The organism is Dickeya poaceiphila (genome assembly GCF_007858975.2).
In the GTDB taxonomy this organism is placed as follows: domain Bacteria; phylum Pseudomonadota; class Gammaproteobacteria; order Enterobacterales; family Enterobacteriaceae; genus Dickeya; species Dickeya poaceiphila.
On the sequence record NZ_CP042220.2, the window covers coordinates 1,101,444 to 1,121,837 of the forward strand.

The window sequence follows — 20,394 nt, forward strand, 5'->3', positions numbered from 1 at the left end:
ACACTACAACTTTACACATTTCTTTTGAGCATGGCGCAGGACTCATGGAACTGAAATCTACCGCGTTGGGTAAGCATCTGGCACAGCACCCTTACAATCGCGTGCAATTGCTGAATGCCGGCGTCAATGTCAGCGGTGATCGGCATGAATATCTCATTCCATTTAATCAGTTGCTGGCGATTCGCTGTAAGAAAGGGTTGATTTGGGGCGAACTGGAGTTCGAACTGCCGGAAGATAAGGTCGTGCGCCTGCACGGTACTGAGTGGCAGGAAACCCAGCAGTTTTTTCGCCATCTGTTCAAGTCCTGGCAAAGCTGGAGCCAGGAGATGAGCGAGGTCTGCAAAGCGGTATTGCAGCGACTGGTCGATGAGATTGCACATCAGGAAGCGGCAGATGGTTGGTTCAGCCGTCAGATTCTGGTACGCGTCCAGCAGGATATTCGTGCAGGGTTTGCCGCACTGCCGTTGCCGCTGGTCCGTCTGGATGAGTTTGAGTCCTGCCGTGACAACTATCAGCGTTGTCTGCGTTGGCTGGAGCAAGGGGAGATGTTGCGCCAGCAAGCCAACCAGCGCTGGGCAGAAAATGTCCTGATCGAACAGCGTGCATTTTTCGATACGGTGGAAAGTTCGCCGTTGAATCTTAGCCAGTGTCGTGCGGTAGTGAATGGCGAGAATGCCGTACTGGTGTTGGCTGGTGCGGGCAGTGGCAAAACGTCGGTGTTGGTGGCGCGTGCTGCCTGGTTGCTGTATCGCACTGAGGCGTCTTCACAGCAGATTCTGTTGCTGGCGTTTGGCAGACAGGCCGCGGATGAAATGAACAGCCGCATCCGTGAGCGGCTGCCTGCCGACGATGTTCAGGCCATGACTTTTCATGCGCTGGCGCTGCATATCATTCAGCAGTGCAGCCGTAAAGCTCCGGTGATCAGTCAACTGGAAACCGACGGTGTACACCGGCGCGCATTTCTGATTCAGCACTGGCAGCAGCAATGTGACGAAAAGAAAACCCAGGCGAAAGGGTGGCGGCAATGGTTGACTGAAGAACTGGAGTGGACATTGCCTGAAGGGAATTTCTGGCAGGATGCGGCTATTGCGTCGAGACTGGCTGGTCGCCTGGAGCGGTGGTTAGGCCTGATGCGGATGCACGGTGGCACCCAAAGTGAGATGTTGGCGCTGGCTGATGACGAAACGCGCCCTCTGTTTCAGCAACGGTTGCGCTTAATGGCGCCGTTACTGAAAGTCTGGAAAAAAGCGCTAAAAGATGAAGGTGCTGTAGATTTTTCCGGTTTGATCCATCAGGCAATCAACTATCTTGATAAAGGGCGTTTTGTCAGTCCGTGGCGACATATTTTGGTGGATGAATTTCAGGATATTTCTCCCCAGCGCGCCCGATTGCTGGAGGCGTTGCGTCGGCAATCACCCGATAGCAGCCTGTTTGCAGTGGGGGATGACTGGCAGGCGATTTACCGTTTTAGCGGCGCTGAACTGACGCTTACCACAGCATTTGAACAGCATTTTGGTGACGGGGCGCAGTGTGTATTAGATACCACTTATCGCTTTAACCACCGTATTGGAGATATCGCCAACCGTTTTATTCAGCAAAACCCGGCCCAGTTGAAAAAAACACTCAACAGCTTGCGAAATGGTGATAAGAAATCGGTCGTGTTGCTGCCGCAAGAACAGTTGGATGCCTTGCTGGATAAGATGAGTGGCTATGTGACGCCAGAGGCACGTATTCTGGTGCTGGCGCGCTATCACCATTTACGCCCTGATGTGTTGGATAAGGCGCAGACTCGCTGGCCGCATTTGCACCTCGATTTCATGACGATTCATGCCAGCAAGGGACAGCAGGCGGACTATGTGATTGTGCTGGGGTTGCATGAAGGGCGTGATGGTTTTCCAGCACCACCACGCGAGTCGGTGCTGGAAGCGGTATTGTTGCCACGACCGGAACCCTTTCCAGACGCAGAAGAACGCCGTTTGTTATATGTGGCATTGACCAGAGCGAAACATCAGGTGTGGTTGCTGTACGATCACGATGAACCCTCGGTATTTGTGGATGATCTGCATCAGTTGGGGGTGCCGATACAGCGCAAACCGGGTTAACGTTATTTGTTTAAATTCTTGAGAAAAAAACTGGCCGGTTAGCGGCCAGTTTTAGCAGGGAAACGGTGGTTATTTCAGACGGCCCTGAAGGTAACGCTGATAATCCGGAATGGTGACGGAAACCGGCTGACGGAACAGCGCGGAATTAATCAGGAAGTCTGCTGTGGAGCGGTTGGTGGCGACTGGGATATTCCACACTGTCGCCAGGCGTAACAACGCTTTGACGTCAGGGTCATGCGGCACGGCATTGAGCGGGTCCCAGAAAAAAATCAGCATATCGATTTTCCCTTCGGAGATCAGGGCGCCCACCTGTTGATCGCCGCCCATCGGCCCACTCAGCATACTCCTGACAGGCAGGCCGGTATGCAGTTGAATCAGGTTGCCTGTCGTGCCGGTCGCATACAAATGGTGTTCCGCCAGTTGGGTCTTGTTGGCGCTAACCCATTCCAGCAGCGATTCTTTACAGTGATCGTGCGCAACCAGTGCAATGTGCTTGTGCACCTCGATTGTGCGGGTGGTGTACTCCATAGCGACATCCTTAGAACAGTATAGTTTTTACAGATTACGGAAACAGGGTTTCAGTGGAAAGCAGCAGACTGAAAAAATGCGAGCATCTTTCCAAAAGCGGTGTTTTTTGTCTTTAAAATCAGCATGATTAATGCGTTTTTCTTTCTTTAACCCATTCCAGAAAGCGCTGACGTGTTCCTTTGTCGGCTTGTTGAAGCCAGGATTGCATAATACCGAGCGTATCTGACGAATTGTCTGGCGTGCAGGTCGCGGCAGAATTTCTGGCAGGGGACGGCGGAGCGAAGGTAATGACGGCTGCGGGCTGGCCTGAACGATTGTAATCCGCCATACGTATTTCGATTTCACCTGCTAACGCTGATTCGTCAATGCGTAATACATCGGTGTGGGTAGCAATCGGCTGGTTTTTGCTATCGACCAGTTGGTAATCGGGTGACTGGCTGAAACGCTGCCATGCTCCGGAGTCTTCCAGGCCAGGAAGACGGATGGAAACTTCACTGAGGTTGTGAGCATCAAATGTGCTAATCAGGCCCGGAGAACGATAAGTCTGTCGGGTTCCCATTGATCTACCAACTGGTTTCAGGACCTGAAAAACAATTTGGTGGTAGCCTTTTTCCAGTTCGAGGCTGTCGGCGCCATTAAGTAACGAACCGGAGATTTTTTTCCCATCAATCATCATCAGCTCAATATCCGATCTGAGTTTTAGCGTTGTTGCCATCGCTGGAGAACTGAGCGTGAGCAACCACAGCATGGCGGCGATAGCGGAAACTGTTTTCATATCATGCCTCATTACGGATCTCATCGTTGTATTGTTCAGCAATGAATAGAGTGTGTCAAAATTTTAAAAATGAAATATTTTGTTATTAATAGGTGGCAAGGAAGTACGTCGTTACACCCGTTATTCGATTGTCGATTGATTTTGCCGGTACAACGTATTGATCTGGGTATTCTGCATTACACTGATAACAGACAACGCCAGTTTTTCTTGCATCAGCGCTGAAGTGGGCGTTGGTCGGATTAACAGTCACGGAGATAATAATGCAAGACAACGATATCAAAGCGTTACTTAATCAGGTAAAAACCATTGCGTTGGTTGGGGCCAGCGATAACCCTTCACGCCCCAGCTATGGGGTAATGGCTTATCTGCTTGGGCAAGGCTACCGGGTCATTCCGGTTAATCCTGGCCTGGCGGGAAACACGCTGCTGGGGCAGCATGTCTACGCATCACTGGCTGAAATTCCAGAACCGGTGGATATGGTGGATGTCTTTCGCCAGTCGGATGCCGTGTTTGAAGTGGCGCAGGATGCCATTGCGATTGGCGCGCGGGTGTTGTGGCTACAAATCGGCGTAATTAATGAAGCGGCGGCAGTACTGGCGCATGACGCCGGCTTGTCGGTGGTGATGGATCGTTGTCCGAAAATTGAAATTCCCCGCCTGGGGCTGGAAAAATAGGCTGGGCCGCCTCAGGTCCCGATAAGGAATCACACTGACCGCAGACGTGTGCTGCAATCATCCCATCGTCATATGTTAGTGCAGCAGACGCGGCGCACGGCGTCGGATTGTGGCGGCCAGTTCGTCCAGCGATGGATGATCAGAGGGATGGCGGTCCTCACTGATCATGTGTTCTTCTATCAATTGTTCTTCAGCCAGATAAGTGTGAATAGGACGACCGTGCTCATCTTCCATCACTACGTGATACCAGGGGGCGGTTCGCAAGGTATCATTGACCGAAAGCTCCTCCCACTTTGGTTGTTCGAGGGAATACTCAGGATCAATATCGATGACGACGCCAGGGTAACCCAGTAACTTATGACGAATCTGCTGTCCGATGGTGAATTTACAGTTAATCATATGACCTCCCGACTAAGCGCATTACGTACCCTAAATGGGGGAATGGCGTGTGGTTTTCAAGTCATCAGGCGCAGGGGCAATTTGCATCAGGGTGGTTAGCCTGTCAGTCTTTCTATTGTATTAATAATAGGCTGACCGATGGTAAAAAGGCGTTAACTCTGATGCATTTTTACACTGAACCCGGTACGCGATTAGAGGAGGACGATATGTCGACGGTATCTGTGATTGCCTGGGTTTACGGAATGGTGCAGGGCGTGGGGTTTCGCTACCACACTCAACTGCAGGCACGCCAGTTGGGCGTGCGCGGTTATGTCAGAAACTGTGATGACGGCAGTGTGGAAGTTGTTGCCAGCGGCGAGGACCATGCCGTAGAGCAACTGGTTGCCTGGCTAAAACAGGGGGGACCGCGTCATGCAAGGGTGGACAAGGTATTGGTGGAGCCGCATCCTGCCACCGATGAGCGTGATTTTAGCATTCAGTATTGATGAATTAGCCTGCAACTGACTATTCAGATGCATTTTACCGGCTTCGGCAGCCCGGCTATTTTAGTGGCCTGTTTGGCTGGGCCTTTGGGAAACAGGCGATAGAGATAGCGACTGTTGCCTTTTTCTTCGCCGTATTTCTGGGCCATCGCTTTAACCAACATGCGAATGGCCGGAGATGTATTGAATTCGATGTAAAACGCTCTGACAAAGCGCACGACTTCCCAGTGTGCATCAGTGAGTGTGATGCCTTCCTGCTCTGCCAGCATCGGGGCCATGTCTTCCTGCCAGTCGTTGCTGTCTTTCAGATATCCCTGAGCATCGGTTTCGATGACCCGCTCTTCAAACACTAACATATTGCCTCGGTATGACGTGAAAACGCGCCTAGTCTAGCAAACTTTGGCATGTGAGCAGAAGATGGTTTGTGGTACCGGTTTGCGCTGATGTCAGCTAAAAAGAAACCAGGCGCCGTAAAAGGCACCTGGTTGAGCGGTATGTATTGTGTGCTTTGATTATTCGCTGCGTGACATTCCCAACAGACTCAGGAGGCTGACAAACAGGTTGTAGATGGAAACATACAGACTGATTGTCGCGCGAATATAATTCGTTTCGCCGCCGTGGATGATATTGCTGGTTTCCCACAGAATGGCGCCAGCGGAAAACAGGATAAACATCGCGCTGATAGCCAGATGCAGCCCCGGCAAATGCAGGAACAGGTTGGCAATGGTTGCCACCAGCAGCACCACGAAACCTGCCATCAACATACCGGACAGGAAAGACATGTCCTTGCGGGTGGTCAGCACGTAAGCGGAGCAGCAGAAGAACACCAGCGCCGTGCCGCCCAGCGCCAGCATGATAATGTCGCTGGCGCCTGCCGCAATCAATGTGCTTAGCAAGGGACCAAGGGTATAACCCATAAAGCCGGTCAGCGCGAACGCGGCCAGAATACCTGCCGGACGTTCCGCCAGCCGATATGTCAGAAACATCAGGCCGTAAAAACCGACCAGTGTCAGAATCAGACCCGGCGCAGGCAGATTCAACACGGTGCTCATGGTGGCAGTGACGGCGGAGAAACCCAGCGTCAGCGATAGCAGGAAATAAGTATTGCGAAGTACTTTGTGAGTACTGAGCAGCGATTGCCCACGAGTGGCGGTGGAAATAATGCGATCCATAGTAACGACTCTCTCTGTTAAAGGGCCATTGTTGTTCTAAGCCATTGGTGTTTTTGAAGAGAGTAAGTAGTTGCATTATGTTATTAAAGCCGTTTTACCCTTCTTTACTCAGTTGACAATATGAGCATGATGGCGATTTTGTACGCTTTCAATCTGTTGCTGGCTGTTTTTCAGGCAATTGAGCGATGTACCGCTTTACAATATTCTGCACACTGTTTATAGTTCGCGTCGTTGCGGAGGAGTGGCCGAGTGGTTGAAGGCACCGGTCTTGAAAACCGGCGACGCGAAAGCGTTCTAGAGTTCGAATCTCTACTCCTCCGCCACTAATTAAATAAAATTAATGATTTAGTAATCGCTTTTGGTTTGTACTGCATAAGGTACGGAATAAAAGTCCCATATAGAAGGGACTTTTTTTGTTTCTGGCCTGCCTGTTTTTTTCGCCTTATTCTCCTGGTTGCCCACTCATCTCCTTTTAATTCATTTCTTCAAAAATCCATCTTCACCTGGTGCGCCATCATCACCTGCATCAAAAGAAGAAGGTACGCGCAGGCTGACCGACATTGAAACGCACCCACTGTATTTGTGGCTCAACATTCGGCTACTACGTCTCCTCTACCCTAACGACTCAGAAGTTATCAGGGGCGGCGCTCAAATCAAGGATACCGACAAACCGTTTGCTGATAAGGTTCTCACGCGTGAATTTGATCGACTGTTTAACCTCTGGCTGAGTAAAAATAACTATATGATAGATACCAAAGTAGCCGAAGCGATGAAGATGAACGAAAAAGAAGAAGAGGAAAAATAGTGGTATCAGCAGTAACGATGATGATTTATTGGTCTTTTCAGATAGTAATAGGTGGTGTTTTCTGACACCACCGAATGGAATTGTTATCCAATCAAAGCCTTAGCTTTTGCTCTGATGAGTTCTAACTCATCGGTAGTCACTTTGCCTTTCTTTGTTGCCTTATGGTTACGCCAGTCTACACAAGTGACCTGATCGGCGAGAGCCACGCTTTCACGGTCTCCAGATAATTCGACTTCGAAGCTATACCCTTTGCGCTGGGTTGTGCATGGGACGCATAAGCACATTCCGGTCAAATTATTATAAGCAAAGGGGCTAAGAACAACAGCGGGGCGATGTCCTCCCTGTTCATGCCCCACTACCGGTTCAAAATCTAACCAAATTAAATCGCCGGAATCAGGAACAAAACGAGAAACCATTAAAGCAGCTCCTTGCCGACAGGTGCGCCAAAATCAACTTTCTCATGGACATGTTCAGGCGTCATCCCTTCGAGCAACTCATCCAGCGTAAACTGATACTTGGGTTTTTTCTTGGGGATCAGAGCAATCTCTGTTTCCCTGATCTCCATGTCAAAGCTATCGTTAAATGTCATATCAAACGCTTGTATAACAGATGAGGGAAGACGTATTGCAGGTGAGTTTCCCCATTTTTTAACTGGAACATCGATCATAAAAAATCCTCATTGAACTGAACGTATATACAATGCAGAGCATTTAAATGTAAGTGTCAATCTACATTGTAGATACATAACAAGATCTGACATTTCTTCAAAACCAGCGAAATCCACAAACTTCCATTTTCCCCGAAAACCACGTCCTGCCATTTTCTCAAAAAATCTTGTTCGCCAATCTCTGCATCTTGTGATCTCAATTTTTCCTACTATAGCTCCTGTCGAAACAACAGAGGAAAAGACAATGAGAAATGAAATCGTAGGAAAAAGATTAATCCTTATACCTGAAGTGTTGAGAAGAGTTGGTTTTAGTCGAACCAAGATGTATGAGCTTATTAAAGAAGGTCGTTTCCCGGATAAGGTAAAAATCGGTTTAAGGTCTGTGGCGTTTGTTGAAAGTGAGATTGATGCATGGATTGATGGAATCATCTCTGATTCTCGTTACTCTCCTAAATAACTTATTATCCGTCCAGAAATGAGTTAATAAATCAATACTGAAATATAAAAGCATTTAACTATGAGGAACCAATATGTCTAAAGAAATCGTTATTGAAAATAAATCTACATTACAGGGGTATTGAGAATACAATTTATCACATAAATGAAAAGGAACCTGAAATAGCAATGAATATCTTATCAGATAATATATTTTTATACCCGTGATCATTGAAGATGCTTGATTTTGTCATGCCAGAGGATCATGCTGCCAGGATGAAAATCTTTATCACCGATACACAGAAAGCTGAACTTGAGCACCTTTGCGACCCCAGTTGTGATAAGCGTGTTTGTGATCGAGCCTATCCGTTTATCTGTGAATATAAAACGATTAATGAATACAACGTATCGCGCTTTTTCAATGAGATACGCAAGCACTATCCTGATTATCACCAGAAAGTGCATGTGATTCTGGATGGAGCGGGTTATCACCGTTCACAGTTGGTAAAAGACTGGGCAGAAGTGGTGAATATAACGCTGCATTACCTTCCGCCTTACAGCCCGAATCTGAATCCGGTGGAGCGAATGTGGAAATTAATGAATGAGCACGCCCGGAACAGTCGCTATTTCAGCAGTAAACGGGAGTTCAGGGAGGTGATGTTGACATTTTTTAGCCAGACGCTACCGAAGATAGCGGACTCGCTAACATCCCGAATTAACGATCATTTCCAGGTGCTCAAATCTGCGTCTTGAGGTTTATTGGGTATATAACACGATAACTGTAGGTTGGCAGGGAAAGGAGAATGTATAAATATGCGACAAGTGACGATTGTTCCTTGTGATGAGCTGTGGCCAGGTTTATTTGAAGCTGAAAGCGTGCTGTTACAGATAACACTTGGTCAGGTTATTTCACAGATTCACCATGTTGGCAGTACGGCGGTACCGGGATTGGCAGCAAAACCCATAATCGACATATTGTTAGAGGCCGTTGATTTGAATTAACTGGACGAATTAAACGCTGCAATGGATAATGCGGGATATACTGCGCGTGGTGAAAATGGTATTCCAAATCACCGATATTTTACTAGGGTGTGTCCCTTAATTTGACAACCATTATTTAGGGTGTAAATAAACTATTCTGAACATTATTTTCGGTGCATTGGGTTGCCAGTGGAGGGATAAAAATATTACATTTTTTTGTTATTGCTTCGCTTTCAATGTCGAGTCTATAACTTCGTTAATAAAAGGTGCTTTTTTTTCAAGATATTCTTTAATTCCAAATTTGTTCGTGGATTCAAGTTCAAGTTTTAAATTCTGATACTGTTGCCGGAGGATGGAATCTTGCCTGAGTATGTCACGGAATAATATCATGCGGAAAATTTCTGTGTGTCCAGTGAGGCATACGTGAACTTTATGAGTTCGAATTCCGTTTACATCACGGCGATAGAAATGGTGTCCTTCTGAGAGGTCCTTGCCTTTTATATATCCCAGTACCGCCATTTTATGAACTATATTATTCTCGTCTTCGTGATCTGAAACTTCCACTAAAATATCGATTTCTGGCTTTGCTGCAATGCCTGGTATTGCTGTGCTTCCGATATGATGAATTCTGATGATTTTAGGGCCGAAAACAGTGATGAGTCGAGTTTTTTCAGCAATGAACATGTCTGACCACTGATTGGTATATTCAACAATTTGGCTAGTCAGTGCCATAAAATCCTCCGTTTTTTATCATTCTCTCAGCGGATAATCAGGCAACACTCACTTGGTATTTACAACGGGTGTATAGCCTGAACGTCATGTTGAAAAACATAAGGATCAGATAAAAGAAAAAATTTATCATCTTCAGGATAGGTTACAGCAATATGATAATCCTCACCAGCAAAAGCTTTAACTGCACCAATGTCAGTCCAATACGTTGCCAGGAAGAAATGTTCCCAATCTCCTTGGGATACCCGTTTAACAAATGCTCCTCGATTGCCGTTGATACTCTGCGAATGCTCGACTCCTGTTAATTGGAGATGATTTGCAAAACTTTCTGCGTATTCTAATGGTACACAGCCATGCCATGTTCTTACTATCATTGTTTGGCTCCTGCGTAGTAAGGTTAATTAATCAAATAAATAAAGAGGGATATGTTTTCTTTCTTTATGTATTTTAAAATTACATGTTGAGAGAAAATTCACACTCGGTTATTTTTTAATATAGACGAATTTTGCATAATGCCTGATTTTAGAGGGTGAAGCAATATGTCATCAAAAAATAGATGGTGGCAATATATTAATAAAGTGAGTTGTGTTGGCGACTGTTGAACGTTATTGGGGGGGGGATTTTCATCAGAATTCTAACGGGTCAGCATTATGCTGGCCCGTTTTCGTTTGCACTGATTTTTCAGTTTTCAACCCCGGTTTCAATTTCCGTTCATGTGGTTATGCCAGCCTCCCCGGTAGCGCAGTATGATAATGGCTCGCGTTATGGGTTTCGGAGAAAAACATGCAGGTGTTAATCGTAGTCGATATGCAAAACGGGGTGTTCGCCACGCCGCGTTATCAGCAGGATAGCGTGGTTGAACGCATCAATCGGTTGATTGATGCGGCGGATCAGACCATTTTTATTCAACATACGGATGCAGCGATGCCGTGCGGCAGTGAAGCATGGCAGGTGTTGCCCTCGCTGCATCGCCCCGCGAACGCGATATCTGTCACCAAAACCGCCTGTGACGCGTTTTATCGCACCGATCTGGCAGAGACGCTGAATCGCCTTCATGTCCGGCACGTTACCGTATGTGGTTGTGCTACTGATTATTGTGTCGATGCCACCATCAAAAACGCCGCCAGCCGTGGTTATGCCCAAACGGTGGCGGGGGATGCCCATACCACGGCAGACCGCCGATCAGTGAGTGCTGCACAACTGATCGCTCAGCATAATGATGTCTGGCGCGATTTCATTATTCCCGGTAATACCTTGCTAGTGAAGGACACCGAGGTGATCTTGCATGAGTGGCAAGCACTGGCCTAAACGTACGTTTGGGGTGTTAGGTTAAAGGTGAGTTGAGTAGCTCGTTTTCAAGCCAGCACAGAATGACATCAACGAGATAGCGCTGTTCGTCATCGGTGAGTGGACGATGTTGCTCAATGTGATGCCATTTCTCCAGGCAGCCCCGGCAGCAGGTCGCGGTGGCATGTTGAGCGATAAACACCGGATGACCGCGCATCGGGGTCTGCTTGCCATCGTTCGCGGGTTCTGCCGGCGCCAGTCGTCGGGCGATGAAATCGGCGGCATGAGCGGCAATCTGCTCTTTCCCTTTGCTAAAGCAGTAGTCGCGCTCTTTGGTGCCCAGATGAAAACGCTGGCGGAAGCGGGAGCGTGATAGCCGTGAAAACAGCTCATCAAGTGTTGTCATGCCCGAAGTCTGCGGGTAATGGTCCGAATCAACCAAGACTACCCTTGTTGCTAAATGTGGGCAAGTTTTCTGGTTAAATTATTGTATTATATTGATAATTCTGTAATGGGAATCTGGTGTTGAGTCACAAACACCTCAAAAATGGCATCGTATGATCGCAAACGGGACTACCCTAATCAGTACAACGATGGCTTATTTAAGGGGGCGATGATGTATAAGACCATTTTAGTGCCTGTGGATATCGACGAAGCCGCGCTGACCCAAAAGGCATTATCACATGCCGTGGAACTGGCCAGACATTCCGGCGCGACTGTTCATCTGTTTCATGTGTTGCCGGATGCGTCGGCGTTTATGTCAGCGTATTCGTTTGGCATTAAGGAGTTTGAGAATGAAGCAGTGATCAAAGCGGATGAGAAACTGCATTCCTTGATGAAAACCATCGACCTGCCGGTGGATAAACTCTCCCACAGTATTAGTTTCGGTATTCCGCGCGATGAAGTGCTGGAACTGGCTCAGGAAATTGAGGCCGACCTGATTGTGATCGGCTCGCGCCGCCCGAATGTGAAAACCTATTTGCTGGGGTCAAATGCAGCGGCGATTGTTCGCCATGCGCAGACTTCGGTGCTGATAGTGCGGTAAGGTAAGATAGTGCGGTGAGTCGAACAGGCAACGTGTGGGGCATGGTGTCATGTCGGCATGAATGGCCCCATATTTCAACGTCACTGGCTGTCTGTGCTGACGCGCCGGTGATGGCCGCTGTTGAGGGCGTGCTTCTTATCTATTTTTTCTATCTTTTTTGGCACTGCGCACTTTTGCGGCTCTGTACACAAAAGAGTCATGGCAGCTTGACACGCACTGCATCAATCATCTCGGCGATAACAGGTCTATTCGCGTTGGGGCGTCACAATCGTTGAAGCAGCAGGAACAACAGACGGTTCAGTACGTTGTTGCTGAGTGTTCTGGTGGTGGAGAAAAGCGCCGATGGCGGAATAAGCAAAACGACCAAACAGAATAATAAAACTAATCATCAGTACAGTACGGGCGATGCGCGTACCGGATCGTCGTCGTTGGCGCAGAGCTATACGCCGTTTGTGGGTAATCGTAGCCATTGGTTCTCAGTTTCCATGTGATCGCGGACATTCGCTGTATTTTATTTAGGCACAAGCTGGCGGGATGGTCAACGATGAGTAGGGTAAAAAAGCGCGGTGAAGGTGGGCGGCAGACGTGTGGTTGATGATAACGCTGTGATTAACATCGTAGAAAAAGTGAAGGTGGATTAAGAACAGGCCGGACAGCAAACCCGCAGGTGCCGCCGGCCTGTAAAGATCAGGCTGGCTCTTCTTCGATGTACAGTTTCCAGCCGCTGACATCATCCCAATATTGTTGTTCCCGTTCCAGATCAAGTTGAACCAACATGTTCTGATTGAAAAACCCGTGTGGGAAGATCAGCGTCCACGCGGTTTCGCTGGCGATAAGGCGCAGTGTTTTCGGCGTGGTGGTCGCCTGCCGTTGATTGTTCAGCAGAGCGGCGAGGCGCAACAACTGCACCATCGGCAGGTACTGTTTCTTTTTGAACAGATTAAAGCGCGGCAACTCTTCAAGCTTAATCGCCTTGCGATGCAGCCGTACTATTAACGCCAGCAATTGCTGCTGTTCCTGATTGAAACCCGGCAGGTTGGTATTTTGCAGAATATAGGCGGAGTGGCGATGCATACCGCTGTGATTGATGCCAAGCCCCACTTCATGCAGCATGGCAGACCATTTCAGCAGTGCTCCCAGTTGCGGGTGCACCAATGAGGGATTCTGCTGCGCCCATTGGGTATAAAGCTGCTCGGCGGTTTCCCGCACGCGTTTTGCCTGCTCCCTGTCAATGTTGTAATGGCTTGCCAGACTTTGTGCGGTACGGATACGAATATCCTGATGGCGGAAACGCCCCTCCATCTCGTACAGCACCCCTTCGCGCAAAGCGCCGTCTGACAGGCGTAGCTCCCTAATGGCGAGCGCATCAAACACGCCGCACAGGATAGCTAAACCCGGCACCAGCACCGTCTGGCGATCTTCCGTCAGACCCGGCAGGCTGACCGCCCGAAAGTTTTTGAACTGTAGAATGCGCTCACGCAGCATTTCCAGCCGATCTGGGGTGATCAACCCGTCTTTTTCCCCCATCGCCACCAGAATTTCGCAGGTAGCCTTGATAGTGCCGGACGCGCCGAGTGCGTAGTCCCAGCCATAGATACGGTATTCCCACGCCAGTGTTTCCAGTTTCTGGGCGGCGGCGAGCCGGGCGCGCCGGAAGTTGGCTTCGCTAATCTCGCCGTTGGGGAAAAACTGTTGGGCGAAGCTAACACACCCCATGCGGCGGCTTTCCACCAACATGGGTTCAAAGTCTTCACCGATGACCAGCTCGGTGGAACCGCCACCGATGTCGATAACCAGTTTGCGGCCTTTTTCCGGCTGAGTATGTTCTACTCCCATGAAGATCAACCGAGCTTCTTCATTGCCGGAAATAATTTCAATCGGGTAGGGGATAATTTTAGCGGCGCGCCGCAAAAAATCCTGCGCATTGACCGCCTGGCGCAGTGCATGAGTACCGACAATCGAAACATTCGTGGCATTAAAGCCTTGCAGCCGTTCGGCAAACAGCGCCAGACAGCCCAGCCCGCGCTGGATAGACTCCTCGCTTAGCCGGTTCTGGCTGTCCAGCCCGTCGGCCAGATGCACGCGTTGTTTCAGGCGGCTCAACACTTGCAACGCGCCATTGACGACGCGGGCAACCACCATATGGAAACTGTTGGAACCCAGGTCGATAGCTGCAAATTCCTGCGGTTGTTCGGTAGTGTGATTCGTTAACGGCATTGGGTCAGGCCTGTTCTCCGGGTTGCTCAAGCGCCTTGATATAGTCATAGATGGCATTCTGGGCGCGTACTTTGCGCCGGTTACCGCGGGTGACGTAGCGATTGCTCAGTTCCTTGTCTACCACACGGGCTTTTACCGTATCGCTGAACAAAATATCCAGCATGTCCAGCACCCGTTCCTTCAGCCTGTTATCAAGTATTTCCACCGCGACTTCGATACGGTAATCAATATTACGTGTCATCCAGTCAGCGGATGACAGGAAGACCTTGTGGTTGCCACCGTTGTGGAACACATAGACGCGATCATGCTCCAGATAACGGTCAAGGATACTGATAACCCGAATATTATCGCTGATTCCGGGGAGTTCTGGAATCAGCGAACACATGCCGCGCACCAGAAGATTGATTTTTACTCCGGCAGTGGAGGCGGCATACAGCCGGTCTACCAGCCCTTTATCTACCAGATTGTTTACTTTCAGGGTGATTCTGGCTTCCTGACCTGCCTGCGCATTGGCGATTTCATCGTCGATCATCTGATAGAGACGGTCGCGGGAGTTTTGTGGCGACACCAGCAGATAGTCGAAACTGACAGGCCGATATGGGTTTTCAATGAAGTTAAATACCCGGCGGACTTCGTTGGTGATGCGTTCATCTGCGGTCAGCAACGAATAGTCGGTATACAGGCGTGCGGTTTTCTCGTTGAAGTTGCCGGTGCCGATGTGGGCGTAACGCACGATGTTGTCCCCTTCTTTGCGGGAAATGAGGAACAATTTGGCGTGGATTTTCAGCCCCGGTACCGAGAAGATAACGTGAACCCCCGCTTCCGTTAGCCGTTTGGCCCAGTGAATATTGGCTTCTTCGTCAAAGCGCGCCTGCAACTCCACCACCACAGTGACTTTCTTGCCGTTGTGAGCGGCGTGGATCATCGAATTGATAATGCGGGAATCTTTCGCCACACGGTAAATATTGATGCGGATCGAGAGCACGCTGGGGTCGAAAGAGGCCTGACGCAGCAGCTCAAGCACGTGTTCAAACGTGTGGTACGGGTAGTACAGCAGCACGTCGCGGTGGCGAATGGCGTCAAAACCGTTGCGGAACTGGCTGAACCAATGATGGCGCAGGCGCGGCATCGGTTTGTTGACCAGATTGGCGCGGCCAATATTCGGGAAGCCGATAAAGTCTTTGAAATTGTGGTAACGACCGCCAGGGATCACGGAATCATAGGAAGAGATTCCCAGATTATGCAGCAAGCGTTCCACCATGGCATCGGGCATGTCGCGTTGATAGACGAAGCGCACCGGCTTGGCGGTCAGGCGTTGCTTCAGGCTGGAGGACATCAATTCCAGCAAGCTGGATTCCATTTCGGTGACCAGATCGTATTCGGCGTCGCGGGTCATTTTCATCGAGTAGGCATTAAGCGAGTCGAATTCGAAAAAGCCGCGGAAAATATCATCGAGACAATAGCGCAGGATGTTGTCGATAAGAATCATCGTCTTGCGGCGATGTGGCGCTTCTGGCGGCAGGTCAACAAAACGGGGAACCTTGTCGGATGGAATTTCCAGCAACGCGTAATCGACTTTCTCGCCGCGGATGATTTCCACCGCCAGGTAGGTGTAATCGTCTTTCAGAAACTCTACCAGATTGGTTTCCGGCAGAAGCAGAATCGGTGTGATGTGTGGGCGCAGGTTCTGCCTGAAATACTCGCGCAGCCAGATTTGCTGGTTGGGGGAAACCTGACGCTCATTGACCAGAAAGATCTGGTTGCGTGCCATTTCCAATAGCAGTTCATTGTACAGGTTGTCGAACAGTTGGTCGGTTTTCAGTACCCTGGTTTGAATTTTGCCGAGTAAATGGCGCAGTTCGCCGGCGGAGCCTTGTTCTTCGTTGATTAGGATACGGCGTTTTAGGTCGGCAAAGCGGACTTTGTAGAACTCATCCAGATTGCTGGAATAGATCCCCAGAAATCGCATCCGTTCAATCAACGGATTCGTTTTGTCCGCCGCTTCCTGCAAAACTCGCTCATTAAAGGATAACCAACTCAACTCTTTTTCTATGTAGAGTTTGTCCTGATGCATTATCGCTCCATTACACTATTTTGACTTAAGTGCAGCTACTATCCACGTTCATTATGGCGCGCAAATGACGATAAAAGCGAATGCGCGTATCGACTTACCATTGTCATATTACAGGTGTAAAGGCAACATATGTTACCCCGTCAATGACGGGAATGTTCACTTCCTCTGTATTTATGCAAGGGGATTGGCAGGTTATCGACACGGCAGGAACAACGGCGACATATGGCGGACTCAGACGGTTTAGCGTATCGGGACAGGCGGCGGGCGTTGATCGACCGGCTGACGCGCCGGATTGTGGTGGGGAGCGGATGGCTGGTGTTGCTGGCGCTGCTGCTGATCTTTTTCTATCTGCTGTATGTGGTCATTCCCTTGTTTTCTCAGGCGTCGGTTCGCCAACTGGCACCGGTGGCTGTTGATATGCGCGAGCCGGCGTTGGCGCTGGGTATCAGTGACAATGGACGTTGGGCTTTCCGGGTGGATGCGGCTGGTTACGGTGAATTTATCGCGCTTGAACGCGGACAGGCGGTAGCGCGTGCGCCGTTAGCTAAGGCGGTAACGCTGGCCGCGATGAGTGTGGGTGAACGCCCACTATTGGTGCTGGGGCAGGCTGATGGCGCACTGAGCGTGGTGCGCCCGGAACTGCCGCTGTCTGGCGTGAGCACGCCGCAGTGGCGGCATCCTCTGGGCGAGCAACCTCTTCAGCTTGTCGGGGCGGTTCAACCGCTGCGGCAACTGGCGGTTACCGAGTCAGACGCGGTGCCGATAGTGGCGATAATTGACGGCGACAACCAGTTGCAACTCTATACGCTGACCACCGTTGGCGCGCAGTCCGTCTCGCAGGTCACGCTGACCGAACCTGTGGAGCAACTGGTGTTGACGCCGGACGGGCAGCAGCTTTATACCCTGAACGGTCATCGCCTGACGGTGTGGCGACTCCGTGAGCAAGTGCTTACCGCCCGTGAAACGGTGGTGCTGCCGGGAGCCGCGCCGTTGTCGTTGTCGCTGCTGGCAGGAGGGCATTCATTGCTGGTTAAATCCGCAGATGGGGATATCAGCCAATGGTCTGATATCCCAACCACTGTGGGTCCTCGCCTGAGTGAACTGCGCACGTTCCCTATTCATGGACGACAACTGCAACTGGTGACCGAACCGCGTCGCCGCGTGTTTGCCACCCTTGACCCGCAAGGGAATTTCTCACTGTTTGCCAGTAAACAATCCGACGAGTTGATCAGCACCTCGTTGGTGCCGCAGGCCCGGCTGGCGGTATTTTCTCCGCTTGGGCGGGCATTATTGGTTGAAACGGACTCTGGCTTGCAGCCCTATCAGCTCGATAACGCTTACCCGGATGTTGGCTGGCGTGGGTTGTGGCAACAGCTCTGGTATGAAAGCTATCCCGCAGCGGATTACGTCTGGCAGCCTACCGCCGCCGACGACAGTTATCAGGCCAAATTTAGTCTGGTTCCGCTGTTGGTTGGTACGTTCAAGGCGGCGCTCTATGCCATGCTGTTCGCAGCGCCACTGGCGCTGGCCGCGGCAATTTATACCGCCTGTTTTATGACGCCGACGTTGCGACGCTGGATCAAACCCGCGATGGAAATCATGGGCGCTTTGCCGACGGTGGTGATTGGGTTGATTGCCGCGCTGTGGCTGGCGCCGCACATGGCTACCTATCTGGCCGCGATTTTGCTATTGCCGCCGTTATGGGGGCTGGCGGTGTTGGGATGCGGCTGGTCACTGGAGCAATTACCTGCGCGCTGGCGCCGCGGCGTGTCGGCGGGGTGGGATGCGTTGCTGCTGATACCGGCGATGTTGTTGATGTTGGCGCTGGCGTGCTGGCTGGGACCCTGGCTGGAATTACGCTTGCTGGGGCAGCCGCTGTGGCAATGGATGGGCGATCATTTCAGCCAGCGTAATACGCTGGTGGCGGGGGTAGCGCTGGGGTTCGCGTTGATCCCGTTGATTTTTTCGCTGGCTGAAGATGCGCTGTTCAGCGTGCCGACCCGGTTGAGCCAGGGTTCGCTGGCGCTGGGCGCGACAGCCTGGCAAACGCTGTGGCGGGTGGTGCTGCCATCGGCCAGTTCCGGCATTTTTGCTGCCCTGATGCTCAGCTTTGGCCGTGCGGTGGGGGAAACCATGATTGTGCTGATGGCGACCGGCAATACGCCGGTGATGGACAATAGCCTGTTTCAGGGATTGCGATCACTGGCGGCCAATATTGCGATTGAAATGCCGGAAGCGGCGATGTCCAGTGCACACTACCGGGTGCTGTTTCTGGCTGCGCTGGTGCTGTTTATGTTTACCTTTGTGGTCAATTCGCTGGCGGAGGTGATTCGTCAGCGTCTGCGTCGTCGTTACCGCGATGAGGGAGACTTGTCATGAGGCGATGGTTTAGCACCGGAACGCCCTGGGTATGGCTAACGGCGTCCGCCATCACCTTTAGTTTGCTTGCCATGGTGGCGGTGTTTGCGCTGCTGGTCGGGCAGAGTGTGCGCTATCTGTGGCCGCAACCGGTGTGGCTGTTTAGTCTGCATGATGCACAGGGGAGTCTGCGCCAGTTGATTGGTGAGCGTTACGACGAACAGCCGTTGACCCGACAACAATTGACGGATGCCGGCATCGTTAATCCGCCCGCAGAAGGCGCTACCCGTTATTTGCTTAAAACCGGGTGGCGGGAGTTTTACGGTCAGAGCTTCCAGACGCTGTTGTCTACTTCGGTGATCGATGCCAGTCAGCCAACCGACGTGCTGGCGGTGCGCCGTACCGCCAACGGCATAGCGTATGGTTATCTTGATGGCATGACCGAAGACGGGCAGCCACTGGTGTCTGACAACCTGCCATCGACATTGCAGCAACGTATTGTGCTGGTTCGGCAATGGAAAGCGCGTGCGCAGACCTTGCGACAGGGGGAGATAAGTCGGGTTAACCAGCAGTTCGGCGCGCTGAGGCTGCAGGAAGGGAAGCTACGCCGGGAAAACCGGTTGAGTGAACAGGCACAGGCGCGTCTTAACGCTGAACGTATCGAGCTGGAGCATCATTTCAACGCGCTTAACCAACAACTGATAGCGATCAATGCCGAGATTAACCGGACTGCCGTTTGGTTGCGGGACGCACAAGGGCAGCGGCGTACTATTCCGGTCAGCATGATCGAGCGGGCCTGGTATCCCAATGCGATGACCATTTCTGAAAAAGCGCAGCAGACTTTGCAGGTGTTGGACACCATGCTGACCCGCTTCGAGCCGGATGACAGTAACCCCGGTCAACTGTTGCCAGCGATTTTCGGCACGGTGCTGTTGGTTATTCTGATGTCGGTTATCGTGATGCCGCTGGGCGTGGTGGCCGCGGTCTATCTGCACGAGTACGCCGACAATACCAGCCTGACCCGCTGGGTGCGGGTTGCGGTGGCGAATCTGGCCGGGGTGCCGTCGATTGTCTACGGCGTGTTTGGGCTGGGTTTTTTTGTTTATCTGGTAGGCGGTACGCTGGATCAGCTGTTTTACGCCGAGTCGCTGCCTAACCCGACCTTTGGCACGCCGGGGCTGCTGTGGGCGTCGCTGACGCTGGCGCTGCTGACGCTGCCGGTGGTGATTGTGTCCACCGAGGAGGGGCTGTCGCGTATTCCTGTATCGGTGCGTCATGGTTCGCTGGCGCTGGGGGCGACACGGGCGGAAACCTTGTGGCACGTGGTGTTGCCGATGGCGGTGCCAGCGATGATGACCGGGCTGATTTTGGCGGTGGCGCGGGCGGCGGGAGAAACCGCGCCGCTAATGCTGGTCGGGGTGGTGAAATCGGTGCCGGCGTTACCGGTGGATGATATCTTCCCGTATCTGCATCTGGAGCGGAAATTCATGCACCTGGGGTTCCAGATTTACGATCTGGCGTTCCAGAGTCCGGATGTGGAAGCGGCTCGCCCGTTGGTGTATACCACCGCGCTGCTGCTGGTATTGATTGTGGTGGCGCTGAATCTGGCGGCTATCGGTATTCGCCATGTGCTGCGGGAAAAATACCGGGCGATGTCGCTCTAA

General features: G+C 51.0%; 22 protein-coding genes, 1 tRNA gene and 2 pseudogenes. 12 read left to right on the top strand and 13 right to left on the bottom strand.

The genetic code is table 11. The features are described from left to right. The first annotated feature begins 44 nt into the window (after positions 1-44). Positions 45-2,102 carry a DNA helicase IV gene (gene helD / locus Dpoa569_RS04900; RefSeq protein ID WP_146411106.1) on the top strand — a complete coding sequence of 686 codons (2,058 nt, stop codon included), beginning with the start codon at positions 45-47 and terminating at the stop codon, positions 2,100-2,102. A 69-nt stretch (positions 2,103-2,171) separates the two neighbouring features. On the opposite strand, the gene Dpoa569_RS04905 is transcribed toward helD, so the two are convergent. Beyond that, on the bottom strand, positions 2,172-2,630 hold the full coding sequence (locus tag Dpoa569_RS04905; protein WP_042872031.1) for a methylglyoxal synthase: 459 nt from the start codon (positions 2,628-2,630) through the stop codon (positions 2,172-2,174). A 127-nt stretch (positions 2,631-2,757) separates the two neighbouring features. Continuing rightward, on the bottom strand, positions 2,758-3,405 hold the full coding sequence (locus Dpoa569_RS04910; RefSeq protein ID WP_042872029.1) for a DUF2057 family protein: 648 nt from the start codon (positions 3,403-3,405) through the stop codon (positions 2,758-2,760). 260 nt (positions 3,406-3,665) lie between these two features. On the opposite strand from Dpoa569_RS04910, the gene Dpoa569_RS04915 reads away from it, so the two are divergent. Then, on the top strand, positions 3,666-4,079 hold the full coding sequence (locus Dpoa569_RS04915; protein ID WP_042872027.1) for a CoA-binding protein: 414 nt from the start codon (positions 3,666-3,668) through the stop codon (positions 4,077-4,079). A 75-nt stretch (positions 4,080-4,154) separates the two neighbouring features. Here the strand turns inward: Dpoa569_RS04915 and hspQ are convergent, their stop codons facing one another. Continuing rightward, a complete protein-coding gene (gene hspQ / locus Dpoa569_RS04920) occupies positions 4,155-4,478 on the bottom strand; it encodes a heat shock protein HspQ (protein ID WP_042872025.1) in 324 nt (107 codons plus the stop codon). A 206-nt stretch (positions 4,479-4,684) separates the two neighbouring features. On the opposite strand from hspQ, the gene yccX reads away from it, so the two are divergent. Next, positions 4,685-4,963, top strand: coding sequence for an acylphosphatase (gene yccX, locus Dpoa569_RS04925; protein WP_042872022.1), 279 nt, complete (start codon positions 4,685-4,687; stop codon positions 4,961-4,963). A gap of 23 nt (positions 4,964-4,986) precedes the next feature. On the opposite strand, the gene tusE is transcribed toward yccX, so the two are convergent. Then, on the bottom strand, positions 4,987-5,316 hold the full coding sequence (gene tusE, locus Dpoa569_RS04930; RefSeq protein ID WP_042872019.1) for a sulfurtransferase TusE: 330 nt from the start codon (positions 5,314-5,316) through the stop codon (positions 4,987-4,989). A gap of 156 nt (positions 5,317-5,472) precedes the next feature. After that, positions 5,473-6,132 carry an FtsH protease modulator YccA gene (yccA, locus tag Dpoa569_RS04935; protein WP_042872017.1) on the bottom strand — a complete coding sequence of 220 codons (660 nt, stop codon included), beginning with the start codon at positions 6,130-6,132 and terminating at the stop codon, positions 5,473-5,475. Between the two features lie 235 nt (positions 6,133-6,367). Here yccA and Dpoa569_RS04940 point away from each other — a divergent pair. Beyond that, positions 6,368-6,455 (top strand) — tRNA-Ser (locus tag Dpoa569_RS04940). A 131-nt stretch (positions 6,456-6,586) separates the two neighbouring features. Continuing rightward, positions 6,587-6,937 (top strand): hypothetical protein, encoded by a 351-nt coding sequence (locus Dpoa569_RS04945; protein ID WP_227983131.1) that lies wholly within the window; start codon positions 6,587-6,589, stop codon positions 6,935-6,937. A gap of 83 nt (positions 6,938-7,020) precedes the next feature. Here Dpoa569_RS04945 and mazF read toward each other — a convergent pair whose 3' ends face one another. Together mazF and Dpoa569_RS04955 are read right to left on the bottom strand one after the other, a co-directional pair. Beyond that, positions 7,021-7,353 (bottom strand): endoribonuclease MazF, encoded by a 333-nt coding sequence (gene mazF, locus Dpoa569_RS04950; protein WP_042872014.1) that lies wholly within the window; start codon positions 7,351-7,353, stop codon positions 7,021-7,023. After that, on the bottom strand, positions 7,353-7,604 hold the full coding sequence (locus Dpoa569_RS04955; RefSeq protein ID WP_042872012.1) for an AbrB/MazE/SpoVT family DNA-binding domain-containing protein: 252 nt from the start codon (positions 7,602-7,604) through the stop codon (positions 7,353-7,355). Before Dpoa569_RS04955 ends, mazF begins: the two co-directional genes overlap by 1 nt. 244 nt (positions 7,605-7,848) lie before the next feature. Between Dpoa569_RS04955 and Dpoa569_RS04960 the strand changes: the two genes are divergently transcribed. The 3 genes and pseudogenes from Dpoa569_RS04960 to Dpoa569_RS04970 all read left to right on the top strand — a co-directional run. Next, positions 7,849-8,061 (top strand): helix-turn-helix transcriptional regulator, encoded by a 213-nt coding sequence (locus Dpoa569_RS04960; protein WP_042872010.1) that lies wholly within the window; start codon positions 7,849-7,851, stop codon positions 8,059-8,061. A 356-nt stretch (positions 8,062-8,417) separates the two neighbouring features. Beyond that, a pseudogene (locus Dpoa569_RS04965) lies at positions 8,418-8,792 on the top strand (IS630 family transposase); the annotation flags it as partial. Between the two features lie 60 nt (positions 8,793-8,852). Beyond that, positions 8,853-9,128: pseudogene (locus Dpoa569_RS04970) on the top strand (GrpB family protein); the annotation flags it as partial. Positions 9,129-9,239: 111 nt separating this feature from the next. Here Dpoa569_RS04970 and Dpoa569_RS04975 read toward each other — a convergent pair. Both Dpoa569_RS04975 and Dpoa569_RS04980 read right to left on the bottom strand, forming a co-directional pair. Then, a complete protein-coding gene (locus Dpoa569_RS04975) occupies positions 9,240-9,752 on the bottom strand; it encodes a GrpB family protein (protein WP_042872008.1) in 513 nt (170 codons plus the stop codon). A gap of 59 nt (positions 9,753-9,811) precedes the next feature. Then, positions 9,812-10,123: a hypothetical protein gene (locus Dpoa569_RS04980; protein WP_042872006.1), complete on the bottom strand. Its 312-nt coding sequence runs from the start codon at positions 10,121-10,123 to the stop codon at positions 9,812-9,814. A 409-nt stretch (positions 10,124-10,532) separates the two neighbouring features. On the opposite strand from Dpoa569_RS04980, the gene Dpoa569_RS04985 reads away from it, so the two are divergent. Then, positions 10,533-11,057 (top strand): isochorismatase family protein, encoded by a 525-nt coding sequence (locus Dpoa569_RS04985; RefSeq protein ID WP_042872005.1) that lies wholly within the window; start codon positions 10,533-10,535, stop codon positions 11,055-11,057. 16 nt (positions 11,058-11,073) lie between these two features. Here Dpoa569_RS04985 and Dpoa569_RS04990 read toward each other — a convergent pair whose 3' ends face one another. After that, positions 11,074-11,442, bottom strand: coding sequence for a DUF4186 domain-containing protein (locus Dpoa569_RS04990; RefSeq protein ID WP_042872003.1), 369 nt, complete (start codon positions 11,440-11,442; stop codon positions 11,074-11,076). A 210-nt stretch (positions 11,443-11,652) separates the two neighbouring features. On the opposite strand from Dpoa569_RS04990, the gene Dpoa569_RS04995 reads away from it, so the two are divergent. Then, positions 11,653-12,081 carry a universal stress protein gene (locus Dpoa569_RS04995; RefSeq protein WP_042872001.1) on the top strand — a complete coding sequence of 143 codons (429 nt, stop codon included), beginning with the start codon at positions 11,653-11,655 and terminating at the stop codon, positions 12,079-12,081. A 245-nt stretch (positions 12,082-12,326) separates the two neighbouring features. On the opposite strand, the gene Dpoa569_RS05000 is transcribed toward Dpoa569_RS04995, so the two are convergent. The 3 genes from Dpoa569_RS05000 to ppk1 form a co-directional block, all read right to left on the bottom strand. Then, on the bottom strand, positions 12,327-12,551 hold the full coding sequence (locus tag Dpoa569_RS05000; protein ID WP_071604333.1) for a YfgG family protein: 225 nt from the start codon (positions 12,549-12,551) through the stop codon (positions 12,327-12,329). 217 nt (positions 12,552-12,768) lie between these two features. Continuing rightward, a complete protein-coding gene (ppx, locus tag Dpoa569_RS05005) occupies positions 12,769-14,298 on the bottom strand; it encodes an exopolyphosphatase (protein ID WP_146411108.1) in 1,530 nt (509 codons plus the stop codon). Positions 14,299-14,302: 4 nt separating this feature from the next. Next, a complete protein-coding gene (ppk1, locus tag Dpoa569_RS05010) occupies positions 14,303-16,372 on the bottom strand; it encodes a polyphosphate kinase 1 (protein WP_042871997.1) in 2,070 nt (689 codons plus the stop codon). 222 nt (positions 16,373-16,594) lie between these two features. Here ppk1 and Dpoa569_RS05015 point away from each other — a divergent pair, with 222 nt between their 5' ends. Further along, complete coding sequence (locus tag Dpoa569_RS05015; RefSeq protein ID WP_042871995.1) at positions 16,595-18,751, top strand: ABC transporter permease subunit; 2,157 nt, start codon at positions 16,595-16,597, stop codon at positions 18,749-18,751. After that, positions 18,748-20,394, top strand: a complete 1,647-nt coding sequence (gene pstA / locus Dpoa569_RS05020) for a phosphate ABC transporter permease PstA (protein WP_042871993.1) — start codon at positions 18,748-18,750, stop codon at positions 20,392-20,394. The genes Dpoa569_RS05015 and pstA overlap by 4 nt, the downstream gene beginning before the upstream one ends.